This is a genomic window from Lysinibacillus sp. ACHW1.5 (genome assembly GCF_022014815.1).
In the GTDB taxonomy this organism is placed as follows: Bacteria; Bacillota; Bacilli; order Bacillales_A; family Planococcaceae; genus Lysinibacillus; species Lysinibacillus capsici.
Genome location: NZ_CP091777.1, coordinates 2454830 through 2469381, shown reverse-complemented (window position 1 = coordinate 2469381; position 14552 = coordinate 2454830). Strand labels below are relative to the sequence as shown.

16 protein-coding genes are annotated in these 14552 nt (G+C 34.8%); 10 read left to right on the top strand and 6 right to left on the bottom strand.

Annotated elements, in window-relative coordinates; all coding sequences use genetic code 11:
- Nucleotides 1-351: 351 nt before the first annotated feature.
- From L6W14_RS12300 to L6W14_RS12280, 5 genes are all read left to right on the top strand, one after another.
- Complete coding sequence (locus L6W14_RS12300; protein ID WP_036076413.1) at nt 352-1557, top strand: EAL-associated domain-containing protein; 1206 nt, start codon at nt 352-354, stop codon at nt 1555-1557.
- Between the two features lie 319 nt (nt 1558-1876).
- The gene (locus tag L6W14_RS12295; protein ID WP_237898111.1) at nt 1877-2521 is read left to right on the top strand and encodes a copper amine oxidase N-terminal domain-containing protein; all 645 of its coding nucleotides are present in this window, start codon (nt 1877-1879) and stop codon (nt 2519-2521) included.
- A 17-nt stretch (nt 2522-2538) separates the two neighbouring features.
- Nucleotides 2539-2796 (top strand): hypothetical protein, encoded by a 258-nt coding sequence (locus L6W14_RS12290; RefSeq protein ID WP_054550292.1) that lies wholly within the window; start codon nt 2539-2541, stop codon nt 2794-2796.
- Between the two features lie 28 nt (nt 2797-2824).
- On the top strand, nt 2825-3730 hold the full coding sequence (locus L6W14_RS12285; RefSeq protein WP_237898110.1) for an FAD:protein FMN transferase: 906 nt from the start codon (nt 2825-2827) through the stop codon (nt 3728-3730).
- Nucleotides 3720-4274 (top strand): ferric reductase-like transmembrane domain-containing protein, encoded by a 555-nt coding sequence (locus L6W14_RS12280; RefSeq protein ID WP_131520081.1) that lies wholly within the window; start codon nt 3720-3722, stop codon nt 4272-4274. Before L6W14_RS12285 ends, L6W14_RS12280 begins: the two co-directional genes overlap by 11 nt.
- A gap of 141 nt (nt 4275-4415) precedes the next feature.
- Here the strand turns inward: L6W14_RS12280 and L6W14_RS12275 are convergent, their stop codons facing one another.
- Together L6W14_RS12275 and L6W14_RS12270 are read right to left on the bottom strand one after the other, a co-directional pair.
- Nucleotides 4416-5558 carry a sensor histidine kinase gene (locus L6W14_RS12275; RefSeq protein WP_237898109.1) on the bottom strand — a complete coding sequence of 381 codons (1143 nt, stop codon included), beginning with the start codon at nt 5556-5558 and terminating at the stop codon, nt 4416-4418.
- A gap of 106 nt (nt 5559-5664) precedes the next feature.
- Nucleotides 5665-6330, bottom strand: coding sequence for a response regulator transcription factor (locus tag L6W14_RS12270; RefSeq protein WP_237898108.1), 666 nt, complete (start codon nt 6328-6330; stop codon nt 5665-5667).
- Nucleotides 6331-6547: 217 nt separating this feature from the next.
- Here L6W14_RS12270 and L6W14_RS12265 point away from each other — a divergent pair, with 217 nt between their 5' ends.
- Nucleotides 6548-7096: a hypothetical protein gene (locus L6W14_RS12265; RefSeq protein ID WP_237898107.1), complete on the top strand. Its 549-nt coding sequence runs from the start codon at nt 6548-6550 to the stop codon at nt 7094-7096.
- A gap of 708 nt (nt 7097-7804) precedes the next feature.
- Nucleotides 7805-8197, top strand: a complete 393-nt coding sequence (locus L6W14_RS12260; protein ID WP_103118256.1) for a RidA family protein — start codon at nt 7805-7807, stop codon at nt 8195-8197.
- 53 nt (nt 8198-8250) lie between these two features.
- On the opposite strand, the gene L6W14_RS12255 is transcribed toward L6W14_RS12260, so the two are convergent.
- A complete protein-coding gene (locus tag L6W14_RS12255; protein ID WP_048392591.1) occupies nt 8251-8496 on the bottom strand; it encodes a hypothetical protein in 246 nt (81 codons plus the stop codon).
- A 426-nt stretch (nt 8497-8922) separates the two neighbouring features.
- Here L6W14_RS12255 and L6W14_RS12250 point away from each other — a divergent pair, with 426 nt between their 5' ends.
- Nucleotides 8923-9777, top strand: a complete 855-nt coding sequence (locus tag L6W14_RS12250) for a malate synthase (RefSeq protein WP_237898106.1) — start codon at nt 8923-8925, stop codon at nt 9775-9777.
- 358 nt (nt 9778-10135) lie between these two features.
- Here L6W14_RS12250 and L6W14_RS12245 read toward each other — a convergent pair whose 3' ends face one another.
- Together L6W14_RS12245 and L6W14_RS12240 are read right to left on the bottom strand one after the other, a co-directional pair.
- Complete coding sequence (locus L6W14_RS12245; RefSeq protein ID WP_237898105.1) at nt 10136-11182, bottom strand: DUF418 domain-containing protein; 1047 nt, start codon at nt 11180-11182, stop codon at nt 10136-10138.
- Nucleotides 11183-11272: 90 nt separating this feature from the next.
- Nucleotides 11273-12226 (bottom strand): helix-turn-helix transcriptional regulator, encoded by a 954-nt coding sequence (locus L6W14_RS12240; RefSeq protein ID WP_131520088.1) that lies wholly within the window; start codon nt 12224-12226, stop codon nt 11273-11275.
- 101 nt (nt 12227-12327) lie between these two features.
- Between L6W14_RS12240 and L6W14_RS12235 the strand changes: the two genes are divergently transcribed.
- Nucleotides 12328-12858, top strand: coding sequence for a dihydrofolate reductase family protein (locus L6W14_RS12235; protein WP_131520089.1), 531 nt, complete (start codon nt 12328-12330; stop codon nt 12856-12858).
- Nucleotides 12859-12872: 14 nt separating this feature from the next.
- Here L6W14_RS12235 and L6W14_RS12230 read toward each other — a convergent pair whose 3' ends face one another.
- On the bottom strand, nt 12873-13880 hold the full coding sequence (locus tag L6W14_RS12230; RefSeq protein ID WP_237898104.1) for a serine hydrolase domain-containing protein: 1008 nt from the start codon (nt 13878-13880) through the stop codon (nt 12873-12875).
- A 139-nt stretch (nt 13881-14019) separates the two neighbouring features.
- Between L6W14_RS12230 and L6W14_RS12225 the strand changes: the two genes are divergently transcribed.
- A complete protein-coding gene (locus L6W14_RS12225) occupies nt 14020-14541 on the top strand; it encodes an AAA family ATPase (RefSeq protein WP_237898103.1) in 522 nt (173 codons plus the stop codon).
- Nucleotides 14542-14552 lie beyond the last annotated feature (11 nt).

Here is a 14552-nt window from a genome sequence, read left to right as displayed (position 1 = left end):
AATTAATTGACTGGTATAGGATAATCATCATCCATTATCACGGCTGTCATTGCGTCAAGTTGCATAGATTAAAGGGAGAGTAAAATATCAGAACAGCCTTGGTTGGACAAAAGCATAACGTTGCAAGATGGTGTAACAAGCAACCTACTATGTAGGAAAGTCGTTAGAAATAATGCAATTATGGTGGTTAAAAATTAGGACGGATTTCCATTAATGATGAGAAGTGAAGTTGCGATTTTACTTTAAACAACTTATTATACAGTCATAGAGCATTTTTTAAGCTAGTCATGATAAATGTAATGTTATTTTTGAATAACAATGAAAACGTTATTCATATTGGAGGTTTCGATGATGGACGCAATTGAAGTGTTAACAAATTTAGATCAAATACATGGGTATTATCAACCGATATTTAGCGCAGATGCGCATACGGTGATTGCCTACGAAATTTCCGGATATCTACAAATTCAAGGTCAGCAAATTAATTTAAAGGATTTTGTCAACAATGAAGATATTCCAGAAGAATATCGAATTGATATGGAACATAAAATTTTACATGCGGCATTAGCCAAAATTGATGAAATTGCACCAGAGATTGATATTTATATCCCAAGCAATCCAAATTTATTGATGCAAGATTTTGGTGAAAGTCATTTTAATATTATCCAACAATATATAGAGGAAAAAGATTTACAGCGTATCGTACTTGTCGTATCAGAGCATCGTTTTATAGGGGATATTAACAAATTACATCACGCCCTACGCTATTTTACGACGTTTGGGGTGAAAATTGCCGTTCAGGAAGTAGGAGCCGAAAGTCATTTAGAGCATATTGCGCTATTGGCACCACATATCTTAAAGGTCAATACACGTGATTTAAATTACGATTCTTGGTCTGCTCAATCGGACATGATTTCTGCCATTGGTAGCCTAGCTTATAAAATTGGAGCGAATCTATTATTTGAAGATATTGAAACGGTTTATCAGCTACAATTTGCTTGGAAAAATGGCGGTAGATTTTATCAAGGGCCATACCTAGCAAATCCAGCTATGACTTTTGTTGATAAGGATATATTAAAGGAACGTTTTAAAAAAGAATGCCAGCAATTTATTACTTCCGAAAAGAAAATGCTGGAGGCGCAATATTTGCAGCTGAAAAAATTAAGGGAGGAATTAGAGGCGATTGTGCACCGTGTGAAACCAACAAGCGACAATGTCTCCCATTTAGAGTACTTAGCTGAATTATTGGATAACTACTCCTTCCGTCTCTATATTTGTAATGAGGATGGGTTCCAGTTAACCCCTAACGTTATGCGAATTGATGGGAACTGGGAGCTACAGCCACGTGCCATCAATAAAAATTGGAGCTGGCGCCCTTATTTCCTTCAAACGATTATCAAAATGCGCAACGATCAAAGTGGGGAAATCTCTGAATTGTATCGGGATATTGAAACAGGAGAAATTACAAGAACATTCTCCATTGCCATCAACGAGCATGAATATTTGTTTGTTGACCTTTCCTATGACTATCTTTATGAGCATAAAATCTTTAGATAATATTAGTAATTTCTTTAGTGACAACATTTCATGGGTACAAATTGCAATTCGATTTATTTAGTTTAATTAAATGTATTAGGTATTATGGGGGAGAATCCTAAAAGCCTAGTAAAATACTGAAGTTGCCTTCTATATTTACAGAAGGCAATTTTTTTTTGATTTCAATCAAGAATGCTATTTAAATTCTCATAGAAAATTAACTATCGAAACAAACATGGCAGTCTATACATTTGTTAAATTTGTAATGAATGATTTTGTTTTTTCAGTATTTTTTCATTTAGCTTAATTAAGATAGAAATATCATAAAGGAGCTGAAAAAATGAGGATTATCAAAATATTGCTAATTATTAGTTTAATTTGGCCATTTGTTGATGCCAAAATAGCAAATGCGGATGATGAAGAAGATTATAAAAAATACGAGGGTGATGTTCATAAAAAGCACAATGATGATTATGATTATGATGATGACGAGGAAGATGATGATTATTATAAAGAAGAGGATGAATATGAATATTATGACCAAAGATACCCTGAAACAAATAGTAATACATGGAATATTTGGACAAGATCTACTTATGTAAATAAAGGAGAGTTACCCCTAAAAGAAGCGAAAGAAATTCAATTAAAACTAGAAAATAATAATAATACAGTGTCACTTTACTTGATTCCTTTAGATGGTGAAATATATGTGCCAGGTAAAATTGTTGCTGAACTTTTAGGTGCAAAAGTAGTTAATTATGATAATAGTAAAATATTGGAAATTAATAAAGCTGGTACAGAACTAATTTTTCGTGCGGGGACAAATGTTGTGTACTATAACGAGATAAAAACACCGATACCAGCTGTTACATTTTACTTGAATGATAATATATATGTTCCAATTAGTGTAATTTCAAATGGTTTGGGCTATGTGGCTGAATGGCAAGAAATGAATAACGTTGTTGTATTGAAGTTATTAAAATAAAAAGGGGAGATGATTGAATGAAAGATCAAAAGAAAGCTAAATGGATATTAGGCACTTCTGGAGTAATATTATCTTCTTTACTATTAACGCAATTTAATAATGTTCCATCAGATATAAACATAGCTGATCTAAATTTGACAAATGAACAATCAAAAAAAATGTCAGACCGAGAAAAGGAACTTGTTCAATTAGATTGGACAAATTTTGAAATTGTTGGAGTGAATCAACTACAACAAAATAAAATTCGTACCGATCGAACTACCAAACGATCCTAAACTTAGTTTGAAGTGGAGTTGAAGTTGCTTGGATACCCTTTCATTAAACACGATGAATACAAACTTTTATATTGAAATTGCTGGAACGCAAAAAATGGATTGGAAAGACAAAGTGGTGAAATGGTTGCAACACGTTGCAAGAGAGTGGTCGAGATTTGAGCCAAATAATGAGTTAAATCAAATTAATCAACTAAAGGTAGGAGAAATAGGTAGAATTTCTCCTGCATTATATGATTGTTTAAAAGCAGCAGACAACTATTATACATTAACTAATAATATATTTTCTCCGTATTTAAAATTACATTTAGAACAACATGGGTACGATCGATCCTTTCCTTTTCAAGAATCAACGTATAAGGCAATACAAATAGAAAAAAAGACAAATAAGCCATTTCTTTTTTTAGATCACAATGAAGTTTTAAAAACGGATAATCAATTAATTGATTTAGGTGGATTTGCCAAAGGATACGTAGTTGAAAAAATAGCTGATTGGCTTAGACAGGTTTCTCCCGAGTATGGAATTGTAGATGGTGGTGGAGATATGAAAATGTGGTCGTCAGGCAAAAAGACATGGACCATTGGGATTGCTCATCCATTTCATATACACGAAGAGATCAGTTCCATTAGAATTCAAAATGGAGCAATTGCCACTTCGAATCGTATATTTAGAAGTTGGAAACAGCAGGGGAAAGAAAAGCATCACTTATTAGATGGAAGAACCGGAGAGGTAATCATTAGCCCTATCCTTCAAACAACAATAATAACAAACTCATTATGTCAAGCAGAAGTGGCAACAAAACTGGCTTTTTTATTAAATGAACAAGAATTACAAGTATGGTTTGACAAACTACAGATGCCTTGTGCTTGCTTAATAGCAAAAGATGATGGAAGTATATATTGGCTGAAAGGAGGAGAAAAATTAGATGTTATTTAGTACTTGGGAATGGATTCGATTATTAGGGCTTTTAAGTTATTTTTACTTCAGTATGTCAATTTTTTTTGGTTTACTAAGGAAATCTTCTACTCTCAAGTCCAATAAAAACTTATACTTTCAATTACATCAAATGAGTGGATGGTTGGGATTTATAACTGTTATTGTACATTTACTTTTACTAATGATTGATCAATACGAACCCTATACTATTTCTGAAATCGTATTACCTTTTAGCGCTAACTATCAGGCATTGTTGTCTGGGCTAGGAACCATAGCTTTTTATTTGTTTTTAATAGTTCTTTTAACATCAGATATATGGATAAATAAAATGAACTTCTCACTTTGGAAGAAGATGCATTTTCTTGTTTTACCTGCTTGGATATTATCACTTATTCATGGGCTATTCATTGGTACTGACTCAAATCAAATGTTGGTAATTTTATTTTATAGCAGTACGGTAATGGTTATAATTACCGCACTACTTGTAAGGTTGATGAGCGATGGGTTTAAGAAGAAAGATCAAAAGCAAGGGGTTAGTAAGTAAGCGGTGCTTGAATGGATGAAAGGCAGTTTCTCCACGTTAGCTAGACTGCCAAAGTAGCTCAAAAAAATAAACTAGTTGAATGGCACTACTGATTCATGTAATGCCATTCTATGGTTTATCCATCATGTAACGATGAAGAGCCTACTTTTTAGTATAAAGAGGAAATTGAATACAAAAAGTTGTACCTTTTTCCAATTCGCTTTGAACTGTGAATGTTCCTCCGTGATCATGAACAATAGAATCAGCTATAGCAAGTCCTAGTCCTGTTCCGTTTCTGTTTCTCACTGCATCACTCCGGAAAAATCTATCAAAAATAAAAGGGAGGTCTTCCTTAGAAATCCCAATGCCTGTATCTTCAATGTAGATATATATCATTTTATCAGTTTGTAAAAGCTTTAGATAGATTGATCCTCTTTGTGTGTACTGAGCGGCATTATCTAATAATATATAAATTAATTCAGTTATATTATTTGAATTTCCAATAAATTCAATATTAGGTTGGATTTCTGTTTCGAAAACGATTGATTTCGGTAACGCTCTTTTAAACTTCCTACTAATCGTTAGTAGCAACTCTGTTAAGGAGATTTTTTCTTTAGTTGAATGAATACGATTTTTGTCATGTCGGGCTAAAAATAATAGTTTATCTAATAGCTCTTTCATTAACTCTGCTTCATGCTTTAAATCTTCGATTAATTCTTTACCGAAATCACTCATATTACTAGCTTCATCAGATTCTAAAATATCGAGTGAACTATAAAATACGCTTAGCGGTGTTCTTAACTCATGAGAAGCATCTGAAACAAAGCTTTTCTGTTTTTCAAGTGCATGTTGAATGGGAATCATGGCTTTTCCTGCCATGTAGTAACTTAAGAATCCAATTATTATTGTAAAAATTATAATTAAAACAATAAACAGTAAGATCATTTTTTGAAAAAAATGATATTGTGATGTGGTCGATTTGCCTATAACAATATATCCAAGAAATTCACCGTTCGGCTGAATGGGTTTCGATAAAATTAAAAGATGTTTATCGCGCCACTTTATATTTTTTACAAAACGTTTAGAAGGATTTTCGGTTTGAATGATTTTTTCTAGGTCTTTAAATAAACCTTGATAGTTTTCGTCACCGTGGACTAGTATCTGCTCTTTTGTATAAATATAGTAAAAATACATACCATTTGGGTTAAATTCTAATTTCCCATTATTATCATTTTTGTGCTCAAAAAAGTCATGATATTGTTCTTTATAATAAGTTTCTAGTTCTTCTATTTGTTGATAATCCATTAGTTGAACTAATGAAAAATATAGAATAATAAGAAAAGCAAAGAAAAAGCCTATAAAATAAATGGAGTTAAATAAAGTTAGTTTTTTACGAGTTTTCTTAAACATGCTACCTCACTCTGTATCCTATTCCTCTAATGTTTTCAATAATGGATTTTGGACGATTATGATCGATTTTTTTACGAACTAATTTTACTAACGCATCAAGGTTGTTGTTAGTCATTTCATGATCAAAGCCCCATACTTGTGTGTAAATTTGTTCTCTAGTAAGAATGATGCCTTTGTTGATAAAAAGGTACTCTAACAATAAAAATTCGTTTTTAGTTAATAGTATTTCTTGATTATCTTTAAAAAGTGTTCTGGAATCCAAATATAACTTTAAATCATCAATTTGAATGATTTGATGAATGGATTTATTTTTTCTTCTTAAAATGGCACGTATTCTCGCTAAGAGTTCTTCCATTTTAAATGGTTTAACAACATAATCATCAGCACCTGCATCTAATCCGCAGATGATGTCATTGCAATCATCCTTTGCTGTTAGTATTAAAATGCCACCTTCATAACCATTTCTTCTAGCTTCTTTGCACACATCAATACCGCTTATTTCTGGCATCATCCAATCTAAAATGACTAGATCGTATGTATGAAACAGTATGTATTCTAATGCATGCTGACCATTATCTACAGCATCCACCTGATGAAATTCTTTTTGAATGATGTGAACAATGTTTTTTCTTAATCGATTATCATCTTCTGCTAACAGTATTTTCAACGAAGCTCCTCCTACCTTTTTTATATTCAATATAACTAATTTATAACAACATTATGAAATCCACCTGAATTTTTTGTGCGACCAATCTTCTACTTATTCTAAGCCAAAAAAGAAATTTAAATTAAATATCGTAATTTTTTCTAGTACCGTTTTTCAGATTTTTTTCATATTGGTTGCTTAGACTAATGTTGAACCTCAATATGGAAGGAGATCTCCTATGCGATATTTAAAAATGTTTGGGATAGTATTGGTAGTTATGTTTTTTTTTTATGATGTAAATCCCATTTATGCAGATGATATTTTTGAAGGAAAAGATGAGTATGATGAGGGTAACGGTAGACAACAACACGAAGAAGGGCGTTATGAGGACCTTGGTGAATTAATTGGTTGGTGTACATTCATAGGAATTGGTGCAGCGGGTATGATTTTTCCTATTAGAACCTTCTTGAAGTCTGTAACTCGTACTTTCCCACAATCTAAAGGGCTATATTTATACGTAGCAAAGTTAATAGGTAGATATCATATTCTTTTTGGCACAATGGCATTGTTGTTAGGTATTGGTCATGGGATAATCATGTACTTTAATGAGGGTGAATTGGAGAATGAAGGAATTATTGGCTTAATTCCAATTATTCTTTTATCAATTACTGCTATTATAGGAATGAATTTATTCAACTATAGAAAAAATCGAAGCTTGCGAACAATCCATATCTCAATAGCGGCATTAAGTGTTATTACAGGAGGGATTCATATTTTTATCTCTTAATTATGTAAACATGACTCGGCTCATAATTACTAAGCTTAACATTTTTGTTGCATACTGCATTCATTTTCTATATTTGTTGTATAAACAATGCTTAGACAAAGAATCTCTAGTATTTGAGCTTAAAGCAAAAGGATCGCATTAGGGAAGTGTGCTGTGTAATTATATTTAAGTTTATAGTTCTTGTATTGGCTATGGTATATTTCCGTATAAGAATTCTACACCTCAGCATTACTTGCAGATGAATTAAAACTAGCTGTAATGCAGGTGGACAAAACTTAGCCAACATAAGTGCGACTCGACCCCAAATAACAAAAAAACCAGGTACCGCCAAAGAGGGGTACCTAGTTCTTTTATGCAAAGGGACACTTGGGATGGAGTGACCCTAGTAACAATTTCGGAGGTGTAAGGCTAATTTAGCTTTACACTACTATATATATGTTGTGATTGCTATGGTTGAATAGTTAATTGCCTGAGAAATAATCGATGAAATGCAAAAGTGTTTGGGTATTTCATTGATTGTCTAGGATAGAAATGGTAAAGTGAACATAACTTTAGGGTTAAGGAGGAGAATTCACATGAAAAAAAGAGCTATTCGTTTTTTAAGCATGGGTATAGGGTTCTCCACAGCTGTTTTTTTCTAAAATCAACGAACATGGGATAAGTCTGCCCTTTTTTAGAAAAAAATACAATCCTAAAGGAGAAAAGAATATGAAAACAAATATAGTACGTAAAAATCCAATGCAGGTACCTAGCCCTGTTGGAAAGTATAGCCACATCACAATCATTCCGAAAGATGCAACAATGTATGCATTCTCTGGACAAATTGGGGTTGATCAAGATGATCAACTGCCAGTAGATTTAATTGAACAAACCACCAATACATTTAAAAATATTGGAGCGCTTTTAGCGACTGAGGGATTAGATGCTTCTCATGTGGTAAAGGTGAATATATGGGCGACGGAGGAGATTGATTGGCATCATTTCTATCAGCAATGGGAAGTAATGTTTGGTCATTCCTATCCCTCTATGACTATTGCTTATGTATCTGCATTGGGGCTACCAGATATAAAAATAGAGATTGAACTTTGGGCTGCTAAATAGCCTAAAAAACGACAATATCCATGTGGTATTGTCGTTTTTGTGTACAGACGGTATTAACGTAACATCCTTTTTAATTGTTTCATTTCATAATTTAATTCGTCAATTTGCTTTTGTAGTTTGTCAATATCATTGCTATTACTTTCAATTTCCTTCAACTCATCCTCTAGAGCAAGACCAGCCGCAATGGTCGCTAGAGCGTCTCCAAGTGTTGTAATCGCCCCCGCAATGACAGCCAACTTAGCTGCTTGACTCACGGATTCCAATCCCTCATTATTCCGATTACCTTTATTTTGCTTCATATAATCCTCCCTACAAAAAAGGGTATTATTTGCATTGTATGCTAAGAATAAGAAACAGGTGAAGAATTTATGGGCATCAAATAGGTAACAAGGAAAAGTTGGATTTTATAAGGCGTTTTTTAGAAGTTTATGGTCTTTTCTAACAGGATTCTAATGACATTCAGAGAATAAATAAATATTTTAACTCATGTAAAAATGTGTTGTCAATAATAAATTTGTAATTTTATTAAAAAATGTTATAATAGTCTTACGATCATTTTTTTATAAACGTATTTCGAATTCCGATGTCCTATTTTGCAGAAAGAATTTGGATACGTTTTTTTATTTTTAAACAGAAGAAAAATTCGAAATTGTTTTAAAGAAGTTATTTGAAATTTTACTATCTAATAGTAACTTAATTTTTATTCCATAAGGAGGACTAGATGAATGAATCTAATTAATAAGAAAGTTACACACAAGCGTTTTGGCATAGGTAGTATAGTTAATCAAAATGATTCAAGTATTGAAATACATTTTGCATCAGAAAATAAAAGGTTTGTTTTTCCAGATGTATTTGGAAAGCACCTAACAATACATGATAAAAGTGATGCTAAGTTACTTGAGGAAATTATACAAAAAAAAGAAATTGAACGAAAAGAAGAAGAATCGCGGATGGAAGAGGCCAAAGAACTTCAACGGAAAGAACTCTTGCTTCGCTTGGAACACGAAAAACTTATGAGTAATCATAAACTTCATCCCGCATCACAGATGGTTTTTTGGTGTGATTCAGAGGAACAGAATAGTTCTGTTTCAGAGTGGAATGTTTTTTCAGGTATATTAAAGAGTGGTAATAATAAAGGGAAGCCAAACAAGCCGAGCCGCTTGCACCAAAATAGCGCTGTCCTTTTAACAGTAAGAGATTCCAGCCAGCCTGAAAGTGATAGACGCATTTTAGGTGTCTATATGGTGAATGAAAAATTCGTCGGCAAGCTGTGTGAAGATGGACATATTCCTGCTCATTCAAAATACAGAATTCAACTGACAGAACAGGAGTCGGATCAGTTACTTTTCTGGCAATATTATATCAATGAAAAATTCCCCGAAAAAATGACATGGAAGACAGGGAAATATCGTTATTTCGAAAATTTATGGATGGCTCAAATTTTACTTGATATCATTTCGTTGAAAAGTGACCCAAAAGAACTGGAGTTGGCACAACAATTCTTTAAACATTTTTGTAAAATGAATCAGCTAACAGTTCAAGAAATTCCCAAACCTGATGGCGCATTAACCCGTATTTAGTACAGTGAACCAATTATCAAGATGAAGAGCTATACTTGCTTGCAAGAGAAAAATAATGGTAATGAATACAAGTCACTGGATTTTAAAATCCAGTGACTTGTATGTTTATGTCCCAGTAACTTTATTAGCTTTTAATACCTATTCCCCACAAAGTAACCCCAATGATTCACTTATTAGATGTAATAAAAGTAAAAAAACAGCGTTAATAATGGCTTAACGCTGTTTTTAAATTAGTCACTTTGGTGACTAAATAAAATGGGGATGTGTTTCTTGCTGAAGATATGAGCAAAGATGGAAAGCGAGTAGGGTACATTACCAATATATGATGTTTACCACCAAGCTGATAGGTGTTTATCCTTTACGATAAATAATCTTTCGTACTTTGTCGTAGGGGAGGAATTGTCCAATATGTCCCGATTCGCCATAGCCATTCCATAGGGCCAAAGCGGAAAAAGTATAGCCATAGCTTACTAAAGAGCAATTGGCAACCATAAATGCCTAGACAAATCCACAAAGATTCAAGATAGCGAAGTTGTCCAATTAAACCGAAAGTATGGCCAATTAAGAGAATGAGCGCTGTTTGCCCCAGGTAATTAGTCAAGGCCATGCGCCCATATGCTTTTAACGGTGCCAATAGTCGCTGGAACAAAGTGCTTTGTAATAATAGGATGATTGTTCCCATGTAAAAGGCAGAAGCGAATGGGCTAAACTGTAGTCCGATTAATGAAAATTGCTCAATATTTGTAATATGAGCCGCTAGCTGATCCTTGGGCAAATGCTGGATATTAACAAGAGGCTCAGGGACATACTGCCATTGATAAAACCAGCTAGCCATGCTTATAAAGCCCATTACAATCGTCACGAACATGATTTTATTTCGATGTAACGAGATATTTTCAAATAAATGATATTGACCAGCAACTAGACCAAGCAAAATCAGTGGAAATGGCATTAAAATTTTTAGACCAAAATAGGCAGTGATGGCTAATAGGATGAGTCCAAGGATGAGATTGATGTCTTTGCGCATTTTATAAAAAGGTAAGGCTACAAAGCCAAAGATAGCATAGACAGTTAAGGCTTCACCTGGTTGGAAATAAAAATGCACTAGCCCCATAAACAGTAAAATCAAAAGCCTACGACTAAATAAGGCATAGGCTTTTTCGCCCCTTGCCTGTGCGCGTGAAATAAAGAGATAGAATCCTATTCCAAATAAAAATGAAAAAATGATAAAAAATTTACCCTCTACAAAAAGTGTTAGAAAGCGGCTATAGGCAATATCGTTTGCCAATTCAGGTGGTTCAATCCACATTAATGAGGGGATATTGACTAAAATAATGCCCAGTAAGGCGAACCCTCTTAAATAATCTAATGTATCAATTCGTTTATTACTGTTGGTCGGTTGCAACGTATATCTCCTCCTTCAAGACCAATTATAAGGAAGATCTTTTAAAAGTAGTAACGATGAATGTTACGTGAATCTAACAAAATTGTCATCTTATAGAGGCTCTATTGGCTCAGGGTAAATCGCTAATAGCTCATATGCATGCTGACGTATAAGCTGAATTAGTGCGTATGGTTCTTTGACAATCGCATGTTGACCAAGGCGAAAGAATAGGGAGCTATTAAAGTGGAGCTCATGTTGATCGATAATCGTATCGATATAGCCTGTTCCATCACTATGTCGAACAACCGCTTTTTCAAGATGGGGCTCACTTAAACATTGACGAACGCCCTCGCTTGATAATTCTACATATAACCGAATAGGCTGCTGAGGCTCATAGTCAGTTTCAAGCCATTGCTGCAAATTCATCGTCGTTTTATGGTTTGCTTCACTAATTTTTATCCCTTTAATTCGATCTACACGGAAGAGTAATATTCTTTCATTTGATAGCAGTAGCGCAGGCATATACCATAAGCCATCATGAGCGTACACGCCAATAGGCTGGATATGCTTAGAGGTGATACCAGACTTCGATTCATACTGGATATGCAATTGTGATTGGTTGATGATAGCCTCTAAAACGTCCGTTAGGAGTGGTGTTGTAATGGCTCTTTTAGGGTTCCAAAAGGAAATATAGGATTGCAGCGTATCCACCTTTTTCTTGGCTTCCTTCTGTAAGGATTCATACAGCTTTTGAGAGACAGACTTCATTTCAGTATTAAAGGGTAAATCACGATAATAGTGCAAAGACTGGAATGCAAAGAAGATGGCGACCGCCTCTTCCTCAGTAAATAATATCGGGGGGAGAATAGCATTGGATAGCACCGTATAGCCCCCATGTCTTCCTTGTTCCGAGTAAATGGGTAGCCCCATATCACTTAAATCCAAAAGGTAACGATGCACCGTTCGCACGGAAATATGGAAGGTGTCGGCAATTTCCTGCGCTGTAAATTTCTTTTTCACACTGACGAATAGCAAAATATCAATTAATCGTTTAGCTTTGGTCATATTTTGTTCACCTTTTTATTTAATCATGCCAATAGTTGTCATGTTTTATATTTAGTATAGAGATTGTACAAGAGATTTTCAAAAGAAGAGGAGCTGACGTAATGTCACGCGAAATACTGGTATTTATTGCAGGGAGTTTAGATGGATTTATTGCCAAGGAAAATGATGATCTACAGTGGCTAGAGGAAACAGAGGGAGAGGGTGATAATGGCTACGCTGATATGTATCAAACCATTGATACCGTCATTATGGGAAAACGGACATATGATTATATCCTAGAACATCTTAAACCGTTCCCTTATCCTGATAAAAAATGCTATGTGTTCTCAACAACTCAAACTGGGGAAAATGAGCATGTGACGTTTATCCAAGAGGATGTCATCACATTTACTCAACGTTTAAAAGAGCAAGAAGGCACAAAGATTTGGATGGTAGGGGGAGGGAACCTTCTAGATGCTTTTTTACAGGAGCGGCTAATTGACGAATGGATTATTACGATTACACCCCATTTACTGGGCTCAGGGATACCCTTGTTTAAATCTCCCCGTCCATTCGAAAACTTAAGGCTATTGGAAACAAAACGATATGGTCAAATGGTACAACTACATTATGAGGTAAGGAAAGAGGCTTAAATCAAGCCTCTTCTTTATTTGATAAAGGAACGATAGATTTCTCCTAAGAGACCTTGCATTTGATGAACGCCTGTATCGGTGTTAGTCATGGCAACAAAGCCTTTGTCTAGGTGGGGGTAGGCCACTAGCATACATTGATAGCCAACGCCCCAGCCAAGCGAGGATATTTCAAGCTGCTCACCAGCACCATCAAGAAATACACCAAGGCCCATCCATTCTTTACAGCCCTGAGGACGAATTAGCTCATGGATTGAAGCTAAACCAAGTGTACCCTTTCCCTTTAAGGCCTGCATTACCTCTTGTAATAATTTTGCTAGATCTGACGGTGTTGTCCATAATCCACAAGCTGCATCATACGGGTAAATAGGGTATCTTTGTGCTGTTAGGGTGCCATCTTTCTGATGACCACTTGCTGTATTGGCAGTTGGGACTGCGGAAGAAAAAAAGCTATTTGTCATGGCTAGTGGTCGGAAAATCACGTCTGTCATAAGTGTTGAAAAACTTGAGCCTATTGTATCCTCAATCAGCAATTGAACAATGCAAAAGCCAGCATCTGAATAGTGAAATTCTTGTCCGGCCTCAAAAGTACTATCGATTGGAATGGAACAATAAGGAGTTGTACCTTTTAATAAGTCGACCATCGAAGGCCTCTGCCATCGTGAATGTAAGGGAGAGAAGCTGCCTTTAGGGTCAATAATTCCGGCCTGATGACTTAACAAATGTCGTAATGTTACTTTTTTTCCCTGAGTGTAGCTATGATCTGGCATCTTCCAAGATGTGAGCTTTTGATTAATATCCTCATCTAAATCTACTATACCTTGCTCGACCAGCTTCATCACTAAAATGCTTGTAACTAGTTTACTAATTGAACAGGCATTGAAGATGGTTTGGGTATTGATTCTGTTAGTTTTCCCGACCTCTAATTGACCAAAGCACACTGCTTTCTGAAGCTCACCATCCTTTATATAGGCAATGCTGAGGCCAGCTATTTGTTGTTGCGACATTTGCTCATGTATTGTCATGAATAAAGATCTCCTAGTTTTCCTTCATCATACCATAAGTAGGAACGAATGTTCTTGGGAAACTATCGTTATGTAAGTTGAAATCTATTGTATAATAAAGGAATTATTTCTACAAAGGTACATACAATGGAGGGGTTCTGTGACAAAAGCGTTTCCACAAAAAATACATATCATTGGGTCCGTTGGCAGTGGGAAAACGACATTGGCGAGGAAGTTATCTAAAACCTTGCAGATTCCTTATTATGAGCTTGATAATGTGGCATGGATGCGAAAGGAATCAGGGGATATTCTAAGAACAGATGAAGAAAAAAAGGAGCACTTACAAACCATTCTCCAAACGAACAGTTGGATTATAGAGGGGATCCATCAGGAGGAGTGGGTTGTTGATAGCTTCCAGCAAGCTGATTGCATTATCTTTCTCGATACGCCTTATAAAATTCGAGTCTTTCGTATAATAAAAAGATTTATAAAACAAAAAATGGGCTTCGAAAAAGCTCACTATCAACCTACTTTTTCGATCTTTTTTAAAATGTTTCGTTGGAATAAACGCTTTGAAAGGGTAGGAAAGCCTAAATTCTTTAAACAGCAACATGCTGTATTGGCTAAACTTTTAATGATTCAGCGCAATAAGGATTTAGATTCCTATTTTCGACAATTCTAAAGCGTATCCCG